Source organism: Janthinobacterium sp. RA13, assembly GCF_000745325.1.
Classification (GTDB): Bacteria; Pseudomonadota; Gammaproteobacteria; order Burkholderiales; family Burkholderiaceae_D; genus Janthinobacterium; species Janthinobacterium rivuli.
On the sequence record NZ_JQNP01000001.1, the window covers coordinates 2641870 to 2664026 of the forward strand.

The window sequence follows — 22157 nt, forward strand, 5'->3', positions numbered from 1 at the left end:
GCTGCTGTGTTAGTCGCCTTGGTAAAGCGCCAGGCCACCACTGTAATTGCCAAATTTGGTGTACTGCCCCATGAAGGTGAGGCGGATGCTGCCGATTGGACCGTTACGTTGTTTACCGATGATGATTTCGGCCGTTCCCTTGTCTGGCGAGTCGGGGTTATACACCTCGTCGCGGTAAATGAACAGGATCACGTCGGCATCCTGCTCAATAGCGCCCGATTCGCGCAAGTCGGACATGACGGGACGTTTGTTCGGACGTTGTTCCAGCGAGCGATTCAGCTGGGACAGCGCGATCACGGGACAACCGAGTTCTTTCGCCAGGCCTTTCAAGCCCCGCGAAATCTCGGAAATCTCCGTGGCGCGGTTGTCGCCCGGCGTATTGGCCGACATCAGCTGCAAGTAATCGACGATGATCAGGCCCAGCTTGCCGCATTGACGCGACAAACGGCGCGAGCGGGCGCGCAATTCGATGGAGTTGAGCGCCGGCGTTTCATCGATGTACAACTGCGCGTCGTTCATCTTCTGGATCGCATTCGTCAGGCGCGGCCAGTCTTCGTCGTTCAGGCGACCAGTACGCAGGCGGTGCTGGTCGAGCTGCCCGACGGAGCCAAGCATACGCATGGCCAGTTGGGCGCCGCCCATCTCCATCGAGAACACGGCCACGGGCAAGCCGCTGTCGATGGCCACGTTTTCGCCGATGTTGACGGAAAACGCCGTCTTGCCCATCGATGGACGGCCCGCCACGATCACCAGATCGCCCGGCTGCAGACCGGAGGTCATGCGGTCGAGGTCGATGAAACCGGTGGGCACGCCCGTGATTTCACTCTGGTTGTCGCGGCTGTACAGCTCGTCGATGCGCTCGACCACCTGTGTCAGCAGGGGCTGGATGGCGGTCCAGCCCTGGGCGCCGCGCGCGCCTTCTTCGGCGATGGCGAAAATCTTCGATTCGGCCTCGTCAAGCATCTGCTTGACTTCCTTGCCTTGCGGGCTGAAGGCCGTACCGGAGATATCGTCGGCGACGGTGATGAGTTTGCGCAGCACGCCGCGGTCGCGCACGATCTCGGCGTAGCGCCGGATGTTCGCGGCCGATGGCGTGTTTTGCGCCATGGCGTTCAGGTAAGCGAGTCCGCCCACATCATCGGCCTTGCCGAGCTGGGTCAGGGTTTCAAAAACAGTAATGACATCGGCTGGCTTGGAAGCGTTAACCATCTTGACGATTTGCTCGAAGATGATGCGATGGTCATAGCGATAGAAATCCTCCGCATGCATGAAGTCGGCGATGCGGTCATATGCGGCATTGTCGCGCAGCAGACCACCGATAACGGATTGTTCTGCTTCGATCGAATGCGGCGGAATACGGAGGGAATCCAGTTGCGGATCAGAGGGGGCGTTCATGGCGCGAATTATACCCGCTTCGGCGTGCTGGCAAAAATAAAGGGCTGAAATTGAGCGAAAAAAAGGCCACAAAAAAGCCGGGCGAACCCGGCTTTTCATAGTGCGGCAATGCTTGCGGGCCAGGCCCGCAGACAATTACGCGTTCGCGTCTGGAACGACAGCGATAACAACTTCCACAACCACGTCGGTGTGCAGAGCAACCGAAACGTTGTGCTCGCCAACGATCTTCAGCGGGCCGGTAGGCATGCGGATTTGTGCTTTTTCAACAGCAAAACCTTGCTTGGTCAGCGCTTCAGCGATGTCGAAGTTGGTGACGGAACCGAACAGACGGCCATCAACACCAGCTTTTTGAGCAACTTGAACGGTCAGGCCGCTCAGTTTTTCGCCCTGGGCTTGCGATGCGGCCAGTTTGGCGGCAGCAGCTTTTTCCAGTTCGGCGCGCTTGACTTCGAATTCAGCCACAGCGGTTGCCGTAGCACGACGTGCCAGGCGTTGCGGGATCAGGAAGTTACGTGCGTAACCGTCTTTGACTTTGACGACTTCGCCGAGGTTACCGACGTTAACAACTTTTTCTAACAGAATGATTTGCATAGTTCTTCTCCAGGAATATCTGACCGATTAAGCGTGGTGCAGATCGGTGTATGGCAGCAGCGCGAGGAAGCGAGCGCGCTTGATTGCGGTGTCAACTTGGCGCTGGTAGTGCGCTTTGGTACCGGTCAGGCGTGCTGGCATGATCTTGCCGTTTTCTTGGACGAAGTCTTTCAGCGTGTCGACGTCTTTGTAGTCGACTTGCTCAACGTGAGCTGCGGTGAAGCGGCAGAACTTCTTGCGTTTGAACAACGGGTTTTGCTGTTTGCGTTTTTCTTTAAGCTTGAGCTTATTTTTGTCGAACTTTTTACCGAATGCCATGTCAGGCTCCTGTATCTAAAATGCGCTAGTCAGAATTGACTGCACTAAAATCAATGATGTGAAACACCAAACTCTTGCTGTTGCGGCTCTTCCTGGCCAGGAAACCCGTGAACTGATATACCCCGCCCAAGCTTGCCTGACTGAACCGGCCTGAAATTTCGCCAGCGGCTAGCGCGGCAACATCAAACTCGGTCAAACGGGCAATCCCTGCTTCCATCTGCTGCGAACTGTGTTGCAATACTGCATTCACAATCGGCAGCCCTGCCGGGGTATAGCGCAATATTTCGCGCTCGGCAATGATGGCGGTGACTTGTAGCTGGTTCAGCGCACGATCCTGGTCAAGAATTAAGCTGCTGCTGCGGCTGGAGCGGCTGCTGGTGCTTCGGTGCGGTGGCTTTTGGCCGCGTCTTCGCGTTGTACCGATTTCATCATCGGCGAAGGAGCTGTTTCAGCTTTCTTCATTTTAACGGTCAGGTGACGCAACACGGCATCATTGAATTTGAATGCTGTTTCCAACTCGACCAGGGTCTCGTTGTCGCATTCGATGTTCAGGCAGATGTAGTGTGCTTTAGGCAGCTTTTGGATCGAGTAAGCCATTTGACGGCGGCCCCAATCTTCCACGCGGTGAACCGAACCGCCGCGGGTGGTTACGCTGGCTTTGTAGCGTTCGATCATCGCGGGCACTTGCTCGCTTTGGTCCGGATGGACGATAAAGACTATTTCATAATGACGCATGCAAACTCCTTCAGGTCGGATTGATAATCGCCCACCCCGGCGTCAAGACGGGTGTGGGAAGGTCAGCCGAAGATTATAACCGCCTTTTGCAAACGTTTCAATCATTCCTTCCACCAGCGTCCGAAAAGACCGTGCGCCAGCGTGCTTTCCGCCAATGGCCGACTATTTCTTGCGAAATTCGCCGAAAACACGGAAATCCCCTTGCATAGTGGACGATACTGTACAAAAATACAGACTGTTCATATAGACAGCATTTTAGTATGCACCCACCGCTCATGATCAAGCTGACAGCACGACAAGAACAAATCCTGAACCTGATCAAAGACGCGATTGAAAACACGGGCTTTCCTCCCACCCGTGCCGAAATCGCCAATGAACTGGGTTTCAAATCGGCCAACGCGGCCGAAGAGCATTTGCAGGCCCTGGCCCGCAAGGGTGCGATCGAGATTTCGCCCGGCACCTCGCGCGGCATCCGCCTGATCGGTGCGGCCGCCGAAGCGGCGCCATCGAAAGTGCCGGCAGCGTTGCTGATGTCGCTGCCCCTGATCGGCCGGGTGGCCGCCGGCTCGCCCATCCTGGCACAGGAAAACCTGGAAGCGAGCTACAACGTCGACCCGGCCCTGTTCTCGGCCAAACCCGACTTCCTGCTGAAGGTGCGCGGCTGGTCCATGCGCGACGCCGGCATCATGGATGGCGATTTACTGGCCGTGAAAAAGGTCGACAGCGCCAAGAACGGCCAGATCGTCGTCGCCCGCATCGGCGACGAAGTCACCGTCAAGCGCTACAAGAAAACGGGTTCCGTCATCGAACTGCTGCCGGAAAACCCGGACTTCAAGGTGATCACCGTATCACCGGAAGACGAGTTTGCTTTGGAAGGTTTGGCCGTCGGACTGATGCGCAGCTGGCATTAAGCTTTCAGCGTAAAAAAGGGCCGCGACAGCATGACTGTCGCGGCCCTTTTTACATGCGCGGCTGCTTATGCATCCAGCGCGCTGCTGAAATCTTCCAATAAGTCTGCCTCATCCTCGATACCCACCGACACGCGGATCAGGGATTCGGCAATGCCCATGCTGGCGCGGCGCTCGGCACCCATCTCATAGAAAATTGTGTGGGCGACGGGAATGACGAGGGTACGCGTGTCGCCCAGGTTGCTCGCTGGAATAGCCAAATTCAGGCGATTGAGGAAATCGAAGCAGTCGATGCCATCCCTCAGCTCAAAGCTGAACAGCGAGCCATAGCTGCGGAACAAGTCGGTGGCCAGCGCATGCTGCGGGTGCGACGCCAGCCCTGGGTAATGCACTGCCGCCACGCGTGGGTCCGCTTGCAACATGGTGGCCAGCGCCAGGGCATTGGAACAGGTGCGGTCCATGCGCAAGGCCATGGTTTCCGCGCCGACGGCGATATGGTGCGCCGCTTCCGGCCCCAGCGAAGCGCCGAAGTCGCGCAAGGCCTTGGCGCGGATTTGCGCGATGCCCCACTGCGCCGGCGCCGCCTTCTTGTAGTTCTCGAAAATGTTCGGATACCGCGTCCAGTCGAACACGCCCGTGTCCGTCAAGCTGCCGCCCAGGGCGTTGCCGTGGCCGCCGATGGATTTCGTCAGTGCATTGACCACCAGGCCCGCGCCCACGGCTTTCGGGCGGAACAGGTAAGGCGTCGTCATGGTGTTGTCGACGATGTACAAGATGCCCTTCTCGCGGCACAAGTCGCCGATTTTTGCCAGGTCGGCGATCTGCGTGCGCGGATTGGCGATGGTTTCCACAAAGACGATGCGCGTGGCCGGCGTGATGGTAGCCGCCACGTTGGCGACATCGGTGGCGTCGACGAAGGACACGCCGATGCCCTGCCCCGTCACCGTTTGCCACAGGCTGTTGGTGTTGCCAAACAAAAAGGCCGACGACACGACATGGTCGCCCGCGCGCAGCAACGATTGCACCACGGCGCCGATGGCGCCCATGCCGGTGGCGAAGCACAGAGTCGCCACGCCGTCTTCCATCTTGTTGACCTTGTCTTCCAGCGCGGAGACGGTCGGATTGCCCTGGCGGCCGTAGCGGAAACCCGGCTCTTTCCCCTGGAACACAGACGCGAGCTGGCGCGCATCGGCGTAGCCGAAGGCAACGGAAGTGTGCACGGGCTTGTGCAAAGAGCCATGCTCGATGCCCTTGCGGCGGTCGTTATGCAGGATGGTGGTGGTAAAGCCGTAGGTTTTTTTGGTGGTCATGGTGAGAATTCCGAATATTCGATTTGCCACGTAACCCCAAGGCAAATGCTGGGGTCAGTCCCTCCGGGATCGGAATGCGCACCACTGGCGCGCATTCCCCCGACGGGTCTGACCCCGAAAAAAAGCCCGGCATCGGCCGGGCAGGTACTTATGCTTCTGTCGTCGCCAGGTTCAGGTTCAGCTGGGAACGTGGCGTATCTTCGGGCGCTGCCGCCTTCGGATGGTGGCGCGCATATTCCAGGCGGTCCAGGTATTCCTGCGACACGTCGCCCGTCACGTACACGCCATCGAAGCACGATGCTTCGAAGTTGGTGAGCGCCGGGTTGACGTCGGCAATCGCCTGCTTCAGCGCGCCGATATCCTGGTAGACCAGGTAGTCGGCCGTAATTTCGCGGCACACTTCTTCCGTCGTGCGGCCGTAGGCGATCAGTTCGTCGCGCGTCGGCATGTCGATGCCGTACACGTTCGGGTAGATCACCGGAGGCGCTGCCGAGGCGAAGATGACTTTCGTCGCGCCCGCTTCACGCGCCATCTGCACGATTTCACGGCTGGTGGTGCCGCGCACGATGGAATCGTCGACCAGCAGCACCACTTTATCCTTGAATTCGGACGGGATCGCGTTGAGCTTCTGGCGCACGGATTTCTTGCGTGCCGCCTGGCCCGGCATGATGAAGGTACGGCCGATGTAGCGGTTCTTGATGAAGCCTTCGCGGTACTCGATGTTCAGCGCCATGGCCAGCTGGATGGCGGCCGGACGCGAGGAATCGGGAATCGGCATGACCACGTCGATATGCACGCCTGGCAACTCGGCACGGATCTTTTCGGCCAGGTATTCGCCCATTTTCAGGCGCGTGGCGTACACGGAGGCGCCGTCGATGACGGAGTCGGGACGGGCCAGGTAGACGAATTCGAAGACGCACGGGTTCAGGCTGGCATTGTCGGCGCACTGGGCGCTGTGCAATTTCTTGTCGGCATCGATGAACACGGCTTCGCCGGGACCGATGTCGCGCACGAAGCGGAAGCCCATGCCTTCCAGGGCCACGGATTCGGAAGCGATCAGGTATTCGGGACCTTGCTCCGTTTCATTGATGCCCAGGCATAGCGGACGGATGCCATGCGGATCGCGGAAGGCCAGCAAGCCCACGCCGGCGATTTGCGCCACGGCAGCATAACCGCCCTTGACGCGGCGGTTCAGCACGGTAACGGCCTTGAAGATGGCTTCCGGGTCCAGGTTCAGGCCCGTCGTCGCTTCCTGGATTTCATGCGCCAGCACGTTGAGCAGCACTTCCGAGTCGGAATCGGTATTGATGTGGCGGCGGTCGTTCTTGAACATTTCCAGCTTCAACTGTTCCCAGTTGGTCAGGTTGCCATTGTGCGCCAGGGTGATGCCGAACGGCGCATTCACATAGAACGGTTGTGCTTCCTCTTCGCTCGACGAACCGGCCGTCGGGTAGCGGCAATGGCCGATGCCCGTCGTGCCTTGCAGCGAACGCATGTTGCGCGTACGGAAGACGTCACGCACGAGGCCATTGGCCTTGTGCATGGAAAACATACTGCTGTGATTGGTCGCAATCCCTGCCGCGTCCTGACCGCGATGTTGCAGGAGCAACAATGCATCATAGAGCAATTGATTGACAGGTTGATGGGAAACGACGCCGACGATGCCACACATGGTGTGCTCCTAAACTGTGCTACTGATTTTAAAAAAATTCAAAATTTCACATGCTGCGCGTAAGCGGCAGGCAGATAAGGCTTGATGGCGCGCGCGCCCTGCTCCGCGAGCGGGCTGAGCTGCGCGTTTTTCCAGAATGGCTGCTGCGGTATAGACGTCATGCCACACAAGATGACGGCGGTCAACACGATCACAAGCCCCCGCGCCACGCCGAACAGGGTGCCCAGGGTGCGGTCGGCCAGGCTCAGGCCCGTCACCTTGACGAGCGCGTCGACCGTCATGGACAGCAATCCCATCAAAATGCGTACGCCGATGAACAGCACGACGAAGGCCAGCAACAAACGGATGGCCTCGCCCGGCACGGCTTCCGGCAGGAATTTCGCCAGGGTGGCGCCATAGGCGTTGGCAATGACGAACGCCACGACCCAGCTGACCAATGAAAGTATTTCCTTGACCAGGCCACGCATCATGCTGATCAGCACGGACGTCACCAGCACGAACAGCACCAGGTAATCGAAGATCGTCACGCGCGCTCAGCCTTGCAACATCACGCCGGCACCAGACTGCCGCCCAGGCCCAGCTTTTGCAGCTTGGCGCGGGTCTTTTCGGCGTCTTCGCGGCTGCCGAACGGGCCCACGCGCACGCGGATGCGCTCGCCCGCCGGGCTGGAGACTTTCTGCGTGTACGACTTGATGCCCGCTTCGCGCAGCTTGTCCTGCAATTCGTCGACCTTGTCCTGCGTCGCCAGGGCCGCCACCTGCACCACGAACTTGCCGCTGCCGGCGTCGTGCGCCTTGTCCTGCACCTTCTCTTGCGGTTTGTCTTGTGGCTTGCCTTCCAGAATCGCCAGCGCGCGCGCGGCATCGTCGGCCGATTGCGCCGGCTTGGCAGGCTTCGGTTCGGGCTTGGCTTCCGGTTTTACTTCATGCTTGGGCTCGGGCTTGAACTCGTGTTTCGGCTCGGGCTTGCTTTCGTGTTTCGGTTCCGGTTTCGGCTCCACCTTGACAGGCTTGGGCTCGGGTTTCGGTTCCACATAAGTTGGCTTGACCGTTGCAGGCTGGGCGGCGGCCAGCATGGGTGCCGGTGTGGGCGTCGGCTTGGCCGCAGGCGGCAGCGGCGTATCGACGATTTCCTCGGACTGGTCCAGGCCATTCGCTGCAGCTTGCGCCGGGACGGCCGGCACGGGCGCCGGTGCAGGCGCAACAGCCTTTTCCTTGGACGGAATGTCGATGGCGATATCGTTGAACGGCGCCTTCGGCTCGGAATCGAGCAGCATCGGCAAGCCGACAGCCACGCCCAGGGCCAGGGCAATGGCCCCGACCAGGCGGCGGCGTGCGCGCTTTTTTTCAGGCAAGACCGGATCCGGCGCTTCCTTGCCGCCACGGCGCGATCCACCGCCACCGGAGGTGTTGGCTGCGCGCTTGCGGGTCGGCGACTGTGCTTCGCCAGGGACATAAAAGCCGCTGTCTTCGCCAGAGGATTCTTGCTTGTTTTTAAACAGTTTCGAGAACAAGCCCATGCGTGATTTTCAGTCGAGTGCGTTTCAGTGAAGTGAGGATTTTCGGGCCTTCATCACGCCGGCAACGGTGAGGAAAGAACCAAAGACCACAATTCTATCATTCTCACCGGCCCGGCTCATTGCATTTGCAAAAGCTTGTGCCGGATCATCGAAAATAGACACAGTATGTTCGCTGCTGTCGGGCTTGTCTTCGAGCATGATCTGTACCTTGGCGGCCAGCTCGGAAGCCGTGGCCGCGCGCGGCGAAGGCAGGCCCGTCAGGCACCAGTGGTCGACGTGTTCGCTCATCGCCGCCAATACGCCATCGATATCCTTGTCCTGCATGGAGCCGAACACGGCATAGGTGTACGGGTGGAAACCCATATTGCCCAGGTTCTGGTTCAGCGCCGAGGCCGCGTGGGGATTGTGCGCCACGTCGAGGATCACGCTGGGGCGGCCAGGCAAGACCTGGAAGCGGCCCGGCAGTTCCACCGTTACGAGGCCCGTGCGCACTTCCTGCGCGCCCACGGGGAGTTTCAGCTTCAGCACTTCCAAGGCGGCCAGCACGGCCGTCGCATTCAGTATCTGGTTGGCGCCGCGCAAGCTTGGATACGCGAGCGAATTGCGGCGCTGCTCGCGCCCGCCGTAGTTCCACTGCTGCTTGTCGCCCGAATAATTGAAATCGCGGCCCATCAGCCACAGGTCGGCGCCGATGGCCTCGGCATGGTCGATCAGCGACTGCGGCGGCACGGGGTCACTGCAGATGGCCGCCTTGCCCGGACGGAAAATGCCGGCCTTTTCAAAGCCGATCGCTTCGCGCGTGTCGCCCAGGTAATCCGTGTGGTCGATGTCGACGCTGGTGACGATGGCGACATCGGCGTCGATCACGTTGACGGCGTCCAGGCGCCCGCCCAGGCCCACTTCCAGGATGGCCACGTCCAGCTTCGCCTGCGACAGCAGCTGCAAAATCGCCAGGGTGGTGAATTCGAAATACGTCAGCGGCGTGTCGCCGCGCACGGCTTCGACGGCATGGAAGCTGGCGACGATCTGCTCATCGCTGGCCATCTCGCCCAGCACGCGTGCGCGCTCGTTAAAATCGAGAAAGTGCGGTTTGATGTACAGCCCCACTTTGTAGCCGGCACGCAACAGCACGGATTCCAGCATGGCGCAGGTGGAACCCTTGCCATTCGTGCCCGCCACCATGATCACGGGGCAGGTAAAAGCCAGTTGCATGCGCGCCTTGACGGCTTGCACGCGGTCCAGGCCCATGTTGATCTGGGTTTCCGAATGGCGGGTTTCCAGCATGGCGAGCCAGTCCGGCAAGGTGGTGGGGAGGTTTTGCATGGGAGACTTCTTGATGAGGAGACAGTGCGCGCGGCGCGCAGACGGTGTAGCGTGGCAACCGGGCGTGTCCTGCGGACACCGCCCGGCCTGTTACTTTGGCGTTACGCCAGTACTTCGACAGCCTGGTTTTGCAACAAGGCCAGCAAGCGGGCGATTTCTTCGCGCATCTTGCGGCGGTCGACGATCATGTCGACGGCGCCCTTGGTGACGAGGAACTCGGCGCGCTGGAAGCCTTCCGGCAGTTTTTCGCGCACGGTGTTTTCAATCACGCGCGGGCCGGCAAAGCCGATCAGCGCTTTTGGTTCGGCGATCACGACGTCGCCCATGAAGGCGAACGAGGCGGACACGCCGCCCATGGTCGGGTCGGTCAGCACGCTGATGAATGGTAATTTCTTTTCCGACAGCTTGGTCAGCATGGCGGTGGTCTTGGCCATCTGCATCAGGGACAGCAAGCCTTCCTGCATGCGCGCGCCACCGGTGGCGGTGATGCAAATGAACGGCACTTTCTGTTCCAGCGCGATTTGCGCGCCGCGCACGAAACGCTCGCCCACGACGGAACCCATGGAGCCGCCCATGAATTCGAATTCGAAGCACGCCACGACAACCGGCAGGCTCATGATGGCGCCGCCCATGACGACCATCGCATCCGTCTCGCCCGTCGCTTCCATGGCGGACTTCAGGCGATCCGGGTATTTCTTGCTGTCCTTGAATTTCAAGGTGTCGACAGGCAGGATTTCCTGGCCGATTTCATAGCGGCCGCCCGCGTCGAGCAGGCTGTCGAGGCGTTCACGCGCGCGGATGCGCATGTGATGGTCGCATTTCGGGCACACGTGCAAATTCGATTCCAGGTCCGTACGGTACAGCACGGCTTCGCACGACGGGCACTTGACCCACAGGCCTTCCGGCATGGTCTTGCGCGCGGCGGCGTCCGAACGCTGGATGCGCGGTGGCAGCAGTTTTTCCAACCAACTCATATTTTCTCCTTGGGCCCTTGTAGGGGTAGCGTCGGTGGACGCCCCCGGCAGACGGTAAACGGCGACGCCCCGCAGGGCGCCACCAAAAATTTTATCTATTGCACAATAACAGGCAAATCAGTGGCCGAAGTGTAGCCGTTTATCGCCGGGCTGTCGAACTTTGCCGCCACCCGAGCTTGCGTAAACAACAAGCTTGCTCAGGCGTCCAGTGCGGCGCGGATGCCTGCCGTAAAGCTGCGCACGGCGTCGACGGCGCCGCCTTCTGGGGCATTTTCTATCTCCTGGATGATGCGGCTGCCGATCACGACGGCATCGGCCACCTTGGCCACGGCCTTGGCCGTGGCGCCATCGCGGATGCCGAAGCCCACGCCGATAGGCAATTTTACATGCTGGCGGATGGCAGCGAGGCGCTCCGCCACCTGTTCCGTATCAATGTTGCCGGCGCCCGTGACGCCCTTGAGCGACACATAGTAGCTGAAGCCGCCGCCAACCTTGGCCACTTGCGCGATGCGCTCTTCCGTCGAGGTGGGCGCCAGCAGGAAGATCAGGTCGAGGCCCGCTGCGCGCATGGCGGCCGCGAATTCCTCGCACTCTTCCGGCGGATAGTCGACGACGATGGCGCCGTCGGCGCCGGCCGCTTGCGCCGCCGCGATGAAGGCGGCGCTGCCGATGCGCTCGATCGGGTTGGCATAGCCCATCAGCACCACGGGCGTCGTCTGGTTCGTTTCACGGAACTGGCGCACGTAGCCGAACACGTCGTGGATGCCGACATTGAATTTCAATGCCCGCTCGCAGGCCCGCTGGATGACGGGACCTTCGGCCATGGGGTCGGAAAACGGCACACCCAGTTCCAGCACATCGGCGCCGCCCTCGACGAGCGCGTGCATCAGCGGCACGGTGGCGTCAGGGCCGGGGTCGCCGGCGGTGATGAAAGTGACCAGGCCGGTCTTGTTGTTCGATTTTAAATTGGCAAAGGTGGTGGCGATACGGGACATGGTGATCTTTCTTGACGGTAAATAGATGGAATATTTTTCAAACCCAACGACAAATGCTGGGGTCGGACCCTGAGGGTCCGACCCCGGTTCTTGCTTTGGGGTTAAGAGAAATTCAATCCCATGCGCTCCGCCACGGTATGCATGTCCTTGTCGCCACGGCCCGACAGGTTGGCCAGCACGATCTGGTCTTTCGGCAAGGTGGCCGCCAGCTTGGCCGCGTAGGCCAGTGCGTGCGACGATTCCAGGGCCGGGATGATGCCTTCGATATGGCAGCAGTCGTGGAAAGCCTGCAGCGCCTCGTCATCCGTGATGGACACGTATTGCGCGCGGCCCGAGTCTTTCAGCCACGCGTGTTCCGGACCCACGCCCGGATAGTCGAGGCCGGCCGAGACGGAATGCGTCTCGATGATCTGGCCATTGTCATCTTGCAGCAGATAGGTGCGGTTGCCGTGCAGCACGCCCGGGAAGCCGGCCGTCAGCGACGCCGAGTGCTTGCCCGTGTCCAGTCCTTCGCCAGCCGCTTCCACGCCGATCAGTTTTACATCTTTCTGGTCGATATACGGGTAAAAGATGCCCATGGCGTTCGAGCCGCCACCGATGCAGGCCAGCACGTAGTCGGGCTGGCGGCCCGTCATTTCCGGCATCTGCACCAGGCATTCCTCGCCGATCACGGACTGGAAGTCGCGCACCATCATCGGATACGGATGGGGGCCTGCCACGGTGCCGATGATGTAAAACGTGTTTTCGATGTTCGTGACCCAGTCGCGCATGGCTTCGTTCAGCGCATCCTTGAGGGTCTTGGAACCAGATTCGACGGGCACGACGGTCGCGCCCAGCAATTTCATGCGGTACACGTTCTGCGCCTGGCGCTTCACGTCTTCGCTGCCCATGTAGACCACGCATTCAAGGCCGAAGCGGGCGCAGATGGTGGCCGTGGCCACGCCATGCTGGCCGGCGCCCGTCTCGGCGATGATGCGCGGCTTGCCCATGCGCTTGGCCAGCAAGGCCTGGCCGATCACGTTATTGATCTTGTGCGCGCCCGTGTGGTTCAAGTCTTCGCGTTTGAAATAGATCTGCGCGCCGCCGGCCAGCTCGGACCAGCGCTTGGCGTGGTAGATCGGCGATGGGCGGCCGACGAAGTGCTTCAGCTCGTAGCGGAATTCTTCGAGGAACTCCGGATCGACGCTGTAGCGGGCGTAGGCGTCTTTCAGCTCCGCCAGCGCATGCGTGAGCGTTTCGGCAACGAAGGAGCCGCCGTACGGACCGAAGTGGCCGCGCAGGTCGGGAAACGGGTAATCGGTGGCGTGGAACAATGCGGCGGCTGCGCCGGGCGCGGTGGTGTGGTCATTCATGGTTGTTTCCTCTGGCAATGATGGCATCGGCATCCTGCACCGCGGCGATAAACGCGCGGACTCGGGATGCGTCCTTGATGCCCTTGGACGCTTCGACACCACTGCTGATATCGACGGCGTAAGGGCGCACGCGCACCACTGCGTCAGTCGCGTTTTGTACGCTCAAGCCACCACTTAAAACGACCCGAGGCGCGAGTTCTTTTGGAATGAGGGACCAATCAAATACCTTTCCTGCACCGCCATAGGCATCCACATAGGTATCGAGCAAGAGGCTGGAGAACAAGGGACTGGCGGCGCGATAGCGCTGTTCGTATTCTAGCAAATCTTCAAAGGAGGTGTCGGGTTTGACGCGGAACACTTGCGTAAACGGCGTATTCACGGCGCCAGCCAGCGCGGCGCTGTGTTCTGGCGTCTCGTCGCCATGAAATTGCAGCAGTGACAAAGGCGCCACGGCCTTCGTTGCCCGCACTTCTTCCACCGTGGCGTTGACGAACAGGCCCACCGTCGTCACGTAGGGCGGCACGGCGGCGATCAGGACAGCTGCCTGTTCGGGCGTGACGTAGCGGGGACTTTTCGGATAGAACACGAAGCCGATGGCGTCGGCGCCGGCCGCCACGACGGCCTGGATGTCTTCGGCGCGGGTCAGGCCGCAGATCTTGATGCGTGTGCGAGGCATGGCAATCCTTTACTTGATTTGATGCAGATCAAAACCAGGGCAAAGCGCTACTGCTGTCCTGCGGCAATGCCCATTTCGGATCGTAATCGATCTGCGCCAGGTACAGGCCGTCCGGCATGAAGGTGGGCGCGGCAGCGTGGCGGTCCTTGCTTTCCAGCAGATGCCCCAGCCATTCCGGCTTTTCCCGCCCCGTGCCGATGTAGACGAGCGAGCCGACCAGGTTGCGCACCATGTGGTGCAGGAAGGCATTGGCCGTAATCGTAAAAATCACGCAATCGCCGCGCCGCTCGATGCGGATGTCATGCATGAGCTTGACAGGCGACTTGGCCTGGCATTGCGCGGCGCGGAAGGCCGTGAAATCGTGCCAGCCCAAGAGCGGCTGCACGGCCTGGCGCATCAGCTCTACGTCGAGCGGGCGGAAAAAGAAGCCGGCACGCCCTTCCACCAGCGGCGAACGGGTAGCGTTGTTGTACAACACATAATGATAGGTGCGCGCACGGGCGCTGAAACGGGCGTGGAAGAAGTCATTGACCGTCGGATCACCTTCGAGTTCCTTGGCCCAGCGCACGGCGATGGATTTCGGCAGGAAGGCGTTGACGCCACGCACCCACGAGTGCACGTCGCGGTTCAGGTCCGTATCGAAGTGCACGACTTGCTCGAGCGCATGCACGCCCGTATCCGTGCGGCCGGCGCAAGTGGTGGCCAGGCGCACGCGGGCGAACTGCTCCAGCGCGTTTTCCAGCTGGTCCTGCACCGTTTGCCCATCTTCCTGCTTCTGGTATCCGTGCCAGGCCGTGCCGTCGTACTGCAGGCCGAGGACGATACGCTTGAGTGGCGTTGCTGTCGTAATATTTTGCATCGAAGCATTATACCGGCGCAGCAGCCTGCCGCGCCGGCGGGCATTGCTAGCTCAGCAAAGCGCGCATGGTATTCGCCTTCTTGACCTGCTCTTCGCTACCACCCTTGATGACCTCATCGATCAGCTCACGCGCGCCTTCCTTGTCGCCGATTTCCTGGTAAGCGATCGCCAGGTCCAGCTTGGTATCCATTTCCATGTGGATGGCCGACAGCGGGTCGTCCACGCCCACGCTGGCCGTCTTGCCATCGTTGAGGTCCAGGTCGATGCCGGACAGGTCGAACTCCTGTGCCGGCGGTATGGCTTCCGGCAAGGTGGCGGGCGTTTGCGCATCGTCAAACAGGCTGTCGATGGAAGGCTCGGCCGCCGCGACCGGCGCGGCAGCGGGCGCCACCGGCTCGTCGAGGTCGAAATGGGCCAGGTCGACATCCTTCAAGGGATCAGGCAAAGGCGTCAAGCCGGCGCCCACGCCATTCACGGGGCCGGCTGGCGGCTCCAAGTCCAGGCCGAAATCCATGCTGGCGTCATACTGCGCATCGTGCGCGGCGGAGACGGGCTTGCTGTCCGGCCCCGGCATGACGATCGGATCGCTGGTGGAGACGGGCTCGAAATCGAGGCTGTCGAGGTCAAAATCGAGGGGATCGCGCACGTCGCGGGCCGCCACGGACGACACCGGCTCGGCCGGCGCCAGCTCGGCCAGCGGCGCGGGCGCAGGAGTCGACAAGTCGTCGGACAAATCCATGCTCTGGCCGTGCAAATCGTCGCCAACACTCTTGCTCAGGCTGACGACGGCGTCGTCTTCCGTATCGCCATACAGGGGATTGGTGGGATCGAGCGCCAGGCCCAGCGCGGCCGCCTGCGGCCACTCTTCGCCCTGGCCGCGCGTCAGGCTGTACAGCTCGCTGGCCTGGTCTTCAAACGCGCGCACGTCGTTGCGTGCCGAATAGATTTCCAGCAATTTCAAGCGCGCAGCATGGCGCTCGGGGTGGATGCGCAAGGCTTCCTTGAGGATATCTTCCGCCTGGCCGTCACGGCCGTAGGCAATATACACGTCCGCTTCGGCGACCGGGTCGGTTTCATTCGCATCGAGCATGCTGGCACCCGCTGCGGCGGCCACGCCGGCAGCGGCCGCACCCGTGCCGAACAGGTGGTTGCTCGCTTCGGACTGCTGGTCTTCCGGCGCCAGGCCGGTCGTCGGCGGCGCCACTGGCGCTTCCGGCTCCAGCACGGGAGCGATAGCTTCGGAGGGCGGCGGCGTCTCCTTGCGGCGGCGCGCGATCACCAGCGCGGCCACGGCGGCCAGCAGCGCGGCCAGGCCGATGCCGATGGCGCCCAGGTGGTCGTTGATCTTGTCGGCAAAGGTCGGTTCCAGCGGCGATGGTTTTTTCACCAGCGGCACCGGTTTCGCCTTCGGCACGGGTGGCAGGGCTTCGGCCGGTGCGCTGGCAACGGCGCTGGCAGGCGCGCTAACCGATGCGCTGGCAGCGGCCTCGGCTGGCTTGGCGGGTGCCGGCGCGCTCTTGTCGGCCATGGCCTTGCTCTTGACGGCCATCAACTTTTCCAGGTCGCTGACGTTCTTTTCCAGCTCTTTGACGCGGGCAGCCGCTTCATCGACCTGTTTCGCCTTGGCGATCTTGTCTTCTTCGCTGGCGACGGCGCTCTTGCCGGCCGACTTGGCCGCCGGCTCCGCCTTCGACAGCTTCAGCTTGTCTTGCGATTCGCTCACGGCCGTCGGCTTTTCCTGCACCTTCGTCGCGCCGATCTTGCCAGCCGTGCTTTGCGTCGCTTGCGCGGCCTTGGCCGGCTTGCTTTGCGACACCTGGCCCGCCAGCTTGTTGCGGTAGGCGTCGAAATCGATGGCGTGCGCCGTCACGATGCCCTTCGCTTCGGCCGCGCCGGTGGCGCGCACGGTGTCCGCGCCCGGCACGGCCAGGATGCGCCCGGCCTGCATGCGGTTCATGTTCTCGCCCTTGAAGGCGTCGGGATTGGCGCGGTACAGGGCGACGAGCATCATGTCGAGCGAAACGCCAGATGGCTTCAGTTCGCTCGCGATGCGGCTCAGGGTGTCGCCCGCCTTGACCTTGTACTCTCCTGCCGCCTTTTTCGCGGCGGGCGGCGCAGTCTCGGCGGCGGCAGCGGCGGCCGGCTTGGCCTTGCCCGGCTCGACTGGCGCCGTCACTTGCGCGCCGCGCGTCTGGCGCGCTTCCGGCGTGTCGAGCACGAACGCATATTCGCGCACCTGGCGGCCGCTCTTGCTGCTCAGTTCCAGCAGCAGGTCGACCATGGGCTCGGCAACCGGTTGCGCCGAACTGATGCGGATGAAGGACTTGCCGTTGCGGTTTTCCACGGCAAACGTCAGCGCATTCAGGGCGGGATTGAATTCCACGTTGGCCTGGCGGTAAGCGTCAGGCGGCGCCAGCTTGGCCAGCAGGCTGGTCGCCTCGCCTGGCTTGACGGCCGATAATTCGACCTCGGCGCGCAGCGGCTGGCCGGCGGCGGACAGCACCGTGATCTTGCCCAGCTCGGCTGCGGATACCGCCGGTGACAATAACACCGCGCAGGCGACAGCGCTGCTGAGTGTTTGAATGGCAAGGGAGGCGACCCGGGGACGAGTGTGTACAGGCATAGTTGGCGGCATCTTAGTTGACATGGGAAAACTGTTACTTTTCCAGAGGTATCAACATATCATCATGCCCAGAGCTATGCAAGCTCCGCATGGTTGAGCCTTGACGGGCTCAGGACGAAAAAAAAGCCGGGAAAACAGCCCCGGCTTGATCTTGATCAGCAATTTGTGGCGCTTACGCGTCCAGCAAAATACGCAACATACGGCGCAGCGGCTCGGCCGCGCCCCACAGCAACTGGTCGCCCACGGTGAACGCGGACAGGTATTCGCCACCCATGCTCATCTTGCGCACGCGGCCGACAGGAATCGTCAGGCTGCCCGTGACGGCTGCCGGCGACAGGTCGCGCACGGACGCTTCGCGCGTGTTCGGGACCAGCTTGACCCATTGATTGTTGCTGGCGATGATGTCGTTGATTTCATCGAGCGGCACGTCTTTTTTCAGCTTGATGGTCAAGGCTTGCGAATGGCAGCGCATGGCGCCGATGCGCACGCACAGGCCGTCGACTGGAATTTCCTTGGTGCCAAAATCGAGACCGCGGCCCAGTATCTTGTTGGTTTCCGCGCCCGCTTTCCACTCTTCCTTCGACTGGCCATTGCCCAGGTCCTTGTCGATCCACGGGATCAGGTTGCCGGCCAGCGGCGCGCCGAACTGCTTGATTTCATCCGGGGAATAGCCGTGCTGGGTAGCCAGCACCTGGCGGTCGATTTCCAGAATGGCGGAAGCGGGGTTGTCCAGCAGCGCCTTGACGGAGCCGTTGATGGTGCCAAATTGCGTCAGCAGTTCGCGCATGTGCTGCGCGCCGCCGCCCGATGCCGCCTGGTAGGTCATCGACGTCATCCAGTCGATCAGGTCGTGCTGGAACAGGCCGCCCAGGCCCATCATCATGCACGACACGGTGCAGTTGCCGCCGATGTAGTTCTTGACACCCTTGCCCAGCGCATCCTTGATGACGTGCAGGTTGACGGGGTCGAGCACGATGACGGCGTCTTTTTCCATGCGCAAGGTCGAGGCCGCATCGATCCAGTAGCCATTCCAGCCCGCTGCGCGCAGCTGCGGGAAGACAGCGCTCGTATAGTCGCCGCCCTGGCAGGAAATAATGATGTCGCACTTGGACAGTTCGGCGATGTTGTTGGCATCCTTGAGGATGGTTTCATTCTTCGCCATGGCCGGCGCCGAGCCGCCCGTGTTCGACGTCGTGAAAAACACCGGTTCGATGTGGGCGAAATCGCCCTCTTCCTGCATGCGCTGCATCAGGACCGAACCGACCATACCGCGCCAACCTACCAAGCCAACTAATTTCATTACCATTCCTCAAGATGAGACGGCGACTGCCGTCATTAGACTATTTTATCCCAGAGCTTTTACAACTGCATCACCCATGGCCTCGGTACCGACCAAAGTCGTGCCCGCTTCGTGGATGTCGGCCGTGCGCAAGCCCTGCGCCAGCACGTGCTTGACGGCTGCCTCGATGCGGTTTGCCTGCTCTTCGCGGTTCAGCGAATAGCGCAGCATCATGGCGGCAGAAAGAATCGTCGCCAGCGGATTGGCGATGCCCTTGCCGGCGATATCGGGCGCCGAGCCGTGCGATGGCTCGTACAGACCCTTGTTGTTGGCGTCCAGCGAGGCCGACGGCAACATGCCGATCGAGCCCGTCAGCATGGCGGCCGCATCCGACAAAATGTCGCCGAACATGTTACCGGTCACCATGACGTCGAATTTCTTCGGCGCCCGCACCAGTTGCATGGCCGCGTTGTCGACATACATATGATCGAGTGCAACATCCGGGTATTCCTTGTGCACGTCGATGACGATGTCTTTCCAGAACTGGAAGGTTTCCAGCACGTTCGCCTTGTCCACGCTGGTGAGGCGCTTGTCGCGCTTTTGCGCAGCCTGGAAAGCCACGTGGGCGATGCGGCGGATCTCGCCTTCCGCATAGCGCATGGTGTCAAAACCTTCGCGCTGGCCCTTGAACGGACCATCCGGGCACTCGCGCACGCCACGGGGCTGGCCAAAATAAATGTCGCCCGTCAATTCGCGGATGATCAAAATATCGAGGCCCGACACCACTTCCGGCTTCAGGGTCGAGGCGCCCGCCAGTTCCGGATACAGAATCGCGGGACGCAGGTTGGCGAACAGGCCCAGGTTCTTGCGCAAGCCCAAAATCGCCTGCTCGGGACGGAACTGGCGCTCGAGGTTGTCATATTGGTAGTCGCCCACGGCGCCGAACAGCACGGCATCGGCCGCTTTCGCCAGCGCCAGAGTACCTTCCGGCAGCGGGTGGCCATGGGCCGCATAGCCGGCGCCGCCCACGGGCGCCGTTTCCAGCTCGAACGATTCGCCCAGCACATTCAAGACCTTGACGGCTTGCGCGACGATTTCAGGACCGATCCCGTCGCCGGGTAAGATTGCAATTTTCATGGAATGATCTTTAGATAACGTTGGCCAGCCAGGGCTGATTGGTCAGATGCCGTTCTTCGAAGGCGCGGATATCGTCGGCGTGGCGCAGGGTCAGGCCGATATCGTCAAGGCCATTCATCAGGCAATATTTGCGGAAGGCGTCGATCTCGAACGGATACGACACAGAACCGTTGCTGGTGCGCACGCATTGCTGTTCCAGGTCCACCACCAGCTTGAAGCCGGGGAACGCCTTGACTTCATTGAACAGGTGCTCGACCTGGCTTTCCGACAGCACGATGGGCAGCAAGCCGTTCTTGTAGCAATTGTTGAAGAAGATATCGGCGAAGGAAGGCGCGATGATGGCGCGGAAGCCATATTGATCGAGTGCCCACGGCGCGTGTTCGCGCGAGGAGCCGCAGCCGAAGTTCTTGCGCGTCAGCAAGATCGACGCGCCCTGGTAGCGCGGCTCGTTGAGCACGAACTCCGGGTTCAGCGGGCGGCGGCTGTTGTCCTGGCCCGGTTCGCCATGGTCGAGATAGCGCCATTCGTCGAACAGGTTGGGGCCGAAGCCGCTGCGGTGGATCGATTTCAGGAATTGCTTCGGGATAATCGCGTCGGTGTCGACGTTGGCGCGGTCCAGCGGGGCGACCAGGCCTTCGTAAATCGTAAATTTATCCATGCTGTTTCTACTCGGTAAGACGCGCGGCGCAGGGCGCCGGCACGTCGCGGTTTATTTTCCGCCGGCGCCAGTGACAACCTGGCCGACTTTCTGCACATCGCGGCCTATGCCGGAGACGGTGTTGCAGCCAGACAGGATCACGGTGGCGATGAGGAGGGCGAAGAGTTTTTTCATGATGAGTTCTCGATAAGAAAGATGGGACTGATACCGCTAGTGTAAACCAGCGGCGCCAGTCCCTGCCGTCATCGCAATCCCCGCACGTCGACAAAGTGGCCGGCGATACCCGCCGCGGCCGCCATCGCGGGCGACACCAGGTGGGTACGGCCGCCCTGCCCTTGCCGGCCTTCGAAGTTGCGGTTCGAGGTGGACGCACAGCGTTCGCCCGGCTCCAGGCGGTCCGCATTCATGGCCAGGCACATGGAGCAACCGGGCTCGCGCCATTCGAAGCCGGCATCCTTGAAGATGCGGTCCAGGCCTTCGCGTTCGGCCTGATCCTTGACGAGGCCGGAACCGGGCACCACCAGCGCCAGGGTCACGTTGGAGGCGCGGTACTTGCCGCGCACCACGGCGGCGGCCGCACGCAAATCCTCGATGCGCGAATTGGTGCAGGAGCCGATGAAGACCTTGTCGATACGCACGTCGGTGATCGGCGTGTTCGGTTTGAGGGCCATGTAGACGAGGGCTTTTTCGATGGCGTCGCGCTTGACGCTGTCTTTTTCATTGTCCGGGTCTGGCACCCGGCCATCGATGCCGATGACCATTTCCGGCGACGTGCCCCACGTCACTTGCGGTTGAATTTCTTGCGCGTTGAGCGTGACGACGAGGTCGAAGCGGGCGCCCGGGTCCGAATGCAGGGTGCGCCAGTAGGCCACGGCCCGTTCCCAGTGCGGGCCGGCCGGCGAAAACGGGCGGCCCTTGACATAATTGATGGTGGTGTCGTCCACGCCGATGATGCCGGCGCGCGCGCCCGCCTCGATGGCCATGTTGCACACCGTCATGCGACCTTCCATCGACAGCGCGCGGATGGCCGAGCCGCCGAACTCGATACAGTAGCCCGTGCCGCCGGCCGTGCCGATCTTGCCGATGATGGCCAGCACGATATCTTTCGCCGTCACGCCGGCCGGCAAGGCGCCGTCGACTTGCACCAGCATGGATTTGGATTTCTTTTGCAGCAAGGTTTGCGTGGCCAGCACGTGTTCCACTTCGGACGTGCCGATGCCGTGCGCCAGCGCACCGAAGGCGCCATGCGTGGACGTGTGCGAGTCGCCGCAGACGACTGTCATGCCGGGCAGGGTCGCGCCCTGTTCCGGGCCGATCACGTGCACGATACCCTGGCGTTTGTCGTTCATGTTGAAGTAGGTCAAGCCGTAGTGCTTGGCGTTCTTGTCCAGCGTTTCCACCTGCAGGCGCGAAACGGGGTCGGCAATGCCTTCGACCCGGCTGGTGGTCGGCACATTATGGTCGGCCACGGCCAGGTTGGCGGAAATGCGCCACGGCTGGCGGCCCGCCACGCTGAGGCCATCGAAGGCTTGCGGGCTGGTAACTTCGTGCAGCAGGTGCCGGTCGATATACAAAATTGTCGTGCCATCATCTTCGGCCCGAACAACGTGGGATTCCCAGAGTTTGTCGTAAAGCGTCTTCATCATGATATATGCAGCGTTGCCACAGCCTGTTTAAGTGATCTGTCGTACTGATCGAAGGGATCGGCAATGATTATGCCATATATTGTGCAATGCAGAACCAAAAGCCGCCCCAGCGTCGGATGGGCGATACAAAATTTGGTGCGCTTTGCAGATATGGCCAAAAAATTGCTGATACGAAAATCCGCCAAAA

Annotated in this window: 22 protein-coding genes; 1 reads left to right on the forward strand and 21 read right to left on the reverse strand. The window is 61.3% G+C overall.

The features are described 5' to 3' along the window. Positions 1-9: 9 nt before the first annotated feature. The 5 genes from FG13_RS11675 to rpsF all read right to left on the reverse strand — a co-directional run bounded on the left by FG13_RS11675 (position 10) and on the right by rpsF (position 3039). Positions 10-1395 carry a replicative DNA helicase gene (locus FG13_RS11675; RefSeq protein ID WP_034750488.1) on the reverse strand — a complete coding sequence of 462 codons (1386 nt, stop codon included), beginning with the start codon at positions 1393-1395 and terminating at the stop codon, positions 10-12. A 135-nt stretch (positions 1396-1530) separates the two neighbouring features. Continuing rightward, on the reverse strand, positions 1531-1986 hold the full coding sequence (rplI, locus tag FG13_RS29445) for a 50S ribosomal protein L9 (RefSeq protein WP_034783456.1): 456 nt from the start codon (positions 1984-1986) through the stop codon (positions 1531-1533). A gap of 27 nt (positions 1987-2013) precedes the next feature. Continuing rightward, positions 2014-2304 (reverse strand): 30S ribosomal protein S18, encoded by a 291-nt coding sequence (gene rpsR / locus FG13_RS11685; RefSeq protein WP_010400024.1) that lies wholly within the window; start codon positions 2302-2304, stop codon positions 2014-2016. A gap of 25 nt (positions 2305-2329) precedes the next feature. Further along, on the reverse strand, positions 2330-2629 hold the full coding sequence (gene priB / locus FG13_RS11690; protein WP_034783455.1) for a primosomal replication protein N: 300 nt from the start codon (positions 2627-2629) through the stop codon (positions 2330-2332). 20 nt (positions 2630-2649) lie between these two features. Beyond that, positions 2650-3039 carry a 30S ribosomal protein S6 gene (rpsF, locus tag FG13_RS11695; RefSeq protein WP_034750499.1) on the reverse strand — a complete coding sequence of 130 codons (390 nt, stop codon included), beginning with the start codon at positions 3037-3039 and terminating at the stop codon, positions 2650-2652. A 275-nt stretch (positions 3040-3314) separates the two neighbouring features. On the opposite strand from rpsF, the gene lexA reads away from it, so the two are divergent. Further along, entirely contained in the window at positions 3315-3950 is a 636-nt protein-coding gene (lexA, locus tag FG13_RS11700) for a transcriptional repressor LexA (RefSeq protein WP_035821024.1), read from the forward strand. Between the two features lie 65 nt (positions 3951-4015). Here the strand turns inward: lexA and FG13_RS11705 are convergent, their stop codons facing one another. The 16 genes from FG13_RS11705 to leuC all read right to left on the reverse strand — a co-directional run bounded on the left by FG13_RS11705 (position 4016) and on the right by leuC (position 21970). Next, a complete protein-coding gene (locus tag FG13_RS11705) occupies positions 4016-5257 on the reverse strand; it encodes a cystathionine gamma-synthase family protein (RefSeq protein ID WP_035821026.1) in 1242 nt (413 codons plus the stop codon). A 148-nt stretch (positions 5258-5405) separates the two neighbouring features. After that, entirely contained in the window at positions 5406-6929 is a 1524-nt protein-coding gene (gene purF, locus FG13_RS11710; protein ID WP_034750508.1) for an amidophosphoribosyltransferase, read from the reverse strand. A gap of 38 nt (positions 6930-6967) precedes the next feature. Then, positions 6968-7456 (reverse strand): CvpA family protein, encoded by a 489-nt coding sequence (locus FG13_RS11715; RefSeq protein WP_035821029.1) that lies wholly within the window; start codon positions 7454-7456, stop codon positions 6968-6970. Positions 7457-7476: 20 nt separating this feature from the next. Further along, the gene (locus tag FG13_RS11720; RefSeq protein WP_035821032.1) at positions 7477-8448 is read right to left on the reverse strand and encodes an SPOR domain-containing protein; all 972 of its coding nucleotides are present in this window, start codon (positions 8446-8448) and stop codon (positions 7477-7479) included. A gap of 24 nt (positions 8449-8472) precedes the next feature. Beyond that, the gene (gene folC, locus FG13_RS11725) at positions 8473-9771 is read right to left on the reverse strand and encodes a bifunctional tetrahydrofolate synthase/dihydrofolate synthase (protein ID WP_035821034.1); all 1299 of its coding nucleotides are present in this window, start codon (positions 9769-9771) and stop codon (positions 8473-8475) included. A 101-nt stretch (positions 9772-9872) separates the two neighbouring features. Beyond that, entirely contained in the window at positions 9873-10745 is an 873-nt protein-coding gene (gene accD, locus FG13_RS11730; RefSeq protein ID WP_010400390.1) for an acetyl-CoA carboxylase, carboxyltransferase subunit beta, read from the reverse strand. A 197-nt stretch (positions 10746-10942) separates the two neighbouring features. Beyond that, complete coding sequence (gene trpA, locus FG13_RS11735) at positions 10943-11740, reverse strand: tryptophan synthase subunit alpha (RefSeq protein WP_035821037.1); 798 nt, start codon at positions 11738-11740, stop codon at positions 10943-10945. 101 nt (positions 11741-11841) lie between these two features. Further along, positions 11842-13092 (reverse strand): tryptophan synthase subunit beta, encoded by a 1251-nt coding sequence (trpB, locus tag FG13_RS11740; RefSeq protein ID WP_035821039.1) that lies wholly within the window; start codon positions 13090-13092, stop codon positions 11842-11844. Then, on the reverse strand, positions 13085-13768 hold the full coding sequence (locus FG13_RS11745; protein WP_035821042.1) for a phosphoribosylanthranilate isomerase: 684 nt from the start codon (positions 13766-13768) through the stop codon (positions 13085-13087). Before FG13_RS11745 ends, trpB begins: the two co-directional genes overlap by 8 nt. Positions 13769-13796: 28 nt before the next feature. After that, a complete protein-coding gene (gene truA, locus FG13_RS11750) occupies positions 13797-14627 on the reverse strand; it encodes a tRNA pseudouridine(38-40) synthase TruA (protein WP_035821044.1) in 831 nt (276 codons plus the stop codon). A gap of 46 nt (positions 14628-14673) precedes the next feature. Further along, the gene (locus tag FG13_RS11755) at positions 14674-17172 is read right to left on the reverse strand and encodes a FimV/HubP family polar landmark protein (RefSeq protein WP_051958952.1); all 2499 of its coding nucleotides are present in this window, start codon (positions 17170-17172) and stop codon (positions 14674-14676) included. A 250-nt stretch (positions 17173-17422) separates the two neighbouring features. Continuing rightward, positions 17423-18550 carry an aspartate-semialdehyde dehydrogenase gene (gene asd, locus FG13_RS11760; protein ID WP_081922542.1) on the reverse strand — a complete coding sequence of 376 codons (1128 nt, stop codon included), beginning with the start codon at positions 18548-18550 and terminating at the stop codon, positions 17423-17425. Between the two features lie 45 nt (positions 18551-18595). Further along, positions 18596-19666 carry a 3-isopropylmalate dehydrogenase gene (leuB, locus tag FG13_RS11765; protein WP_035821051.1) on the reverse strand — a complete coding sequence of 357 codons (1071 nt, stop codon included), beginning with the start codon at positions 19664-19666 and terminating at the stop codon, positions 18596-18598. A 10-nt stretch (positions 19667-19676) separates the two neighbouring features. After that, the gene (gene leuD / locus FG13_RS11770) at positions 19677-20324 is read right to left on the reverse strand and encodes a 3-isopropylmalate dehydratase small subunit (RefSeq protein ID WP_035821053.1); all 648 of its coding nucleotides are present in this window, start codon (positions 20322-20324) and stop codon (positions 19677-19679) included. A 51-nt stretch (positions 20325-20375) separates the two neighbouring features. Further along, positions 20376-20498: a lipoprotein gene (locus FG13_RS29450; protein WP_010400408.1), complete on the reverse strand. Its 123-nt coding sequence runs from the start codon at positions 20496-20498 to the stop codon at positions 20376-20378. 68 nt (positions 20499-20566) lie between these two features. Then, on the reverse strand, positions 20567-21970 hold the full coding sequence (gene leuC / locus FG13_RS11775; RefSeq protein WP_035821055.1) for a 3-isopropylmalate dehydratase large subunit: 1404 nt from the start codon (positions 21968-21970) through the stop codon (positions 20567-20569). Positions 21971-22157: the final 187 nt, after the last annotated feature.

Coding starts and splice junctions, on each gene's coding strand:
- FG13_RS11675 (WP_034750488.1), bottom strand. CDS start 1,395: ATGAACGCCCCCTCTGATCCGCAACTGGATTCCCTCCGTATTCCGCCG.
- rplI (WP_034783456.1), bottom strand. CDS start 1,986: ATGCAAATCATTCTGTTAGAAAAAGTTGTTAACGTCGGTAACCTCGGC.
- rpsR (WP_010400024.1), bottom strand. CDS start 2,304: ATGGCATTCGGTAAAAAGTTCGACAAAAATAAGCTCAAGCTTAAAGAA.
- rpsF (WP_034750499.1), bottom strand. CDS start 3,039: ATGCGTCATTATGAAATAGTCTTTATCGTCCATCCGGACCAAAGCGAG.
- lexA (WP_035821024.1), top strand. CDS start 3,315: ATGATCAAGCTGACAGCACGACAAGAACAAATCCTGAACCTGATCAAA.
- FG13_RS11705 (WP_035821026.1), bottom strand. CDS start 5,257: ATGACCACCAAAAAAACCTACGGCTTTACCACCACCATCCTGCATAAC.
- purF (WP_034750508.1), bottom strand. CDS start 6,929: ATGTGTGGCATCGTCGGCGTCGTTTCCCATCAACCTGTCAATCAATTG.
- FG13_RS11720 (WP_035821032.1), bottom strand. CDS start 8,448: ATGGGCTTGTTCTCGAAACTGTTTAAAAACAAGCAAGAATCCTCTGGC.
- folC (WP_035821034.1), bottom strand. CDS start 9,771: ATGCAAAACCTCCCCACCACCTTGCCGGACTGGCTCGCCATGCTGGAA.
- accD (WP_010400390.1), bottom strand. CDS start 10,745: ATGAGTTGGTTGGAAAAACTGCTGCCACCGCGCATCCAGCGTTCGGAC.
- trpA (WP_035821037.1), bottom strand. CDS start 11,740: ATGTCCCGTATCGCCACCACCTTTGCCAATTTAAAATCGAACAACAAG.
- trpB (WP_035821039.1), bottom strand. CDS start 13,092: ATGAATGACCACACCACCGCGCCCGGCGCAGCCGCCGCATTGTTCCAC.
- FG13_RS11745 (WP_035821042.1), bottom strand. CDS start 13,768: ATGCCTCGCACACGCATCAAGATCTGCGGCCTGACCCGCGCCGAAGAC.
- truA (WP_035821044.1), bottom strand. CDS start 14,627: ATGCAAAATATTACGACAGCAACGCCACTCAAGCGTATCGTCCTCGGC.
- asd (WP_081922542.1), bottom strand. CDS start 18,550: ATGAAATTAGTTGGCTTGGTAGGTTGGCGCGGTATGGTCGGTTCGGTC.
- leuB (WP_035821051.1), bottom strand. CDS start 19,666: ATGAAAATTGCAATCTTACCCGGCGACGGGATCGGTCCTGAAATCGTC.
- leuD (WP_035821053.1), bottom strand. CDS start 20,324: ATGGATAAATTTACGATTTACGAAGGCCTGGTCGCCCCGCTGGACCGC.
- FG13_RS29450 (WP_010400408.1), bottom strand. CDS start 20,498: ATGAAAAAACTCTTCGCCCTCCTCATCGCCACCGTGATCCTGTCTGGC.
- leuC (WP_035821055.1), bottom strand. CDS start 21,970: ATGATGAAGACGCTTTACGACAAACTCTGGGAATCCCACGTTGTTCGG.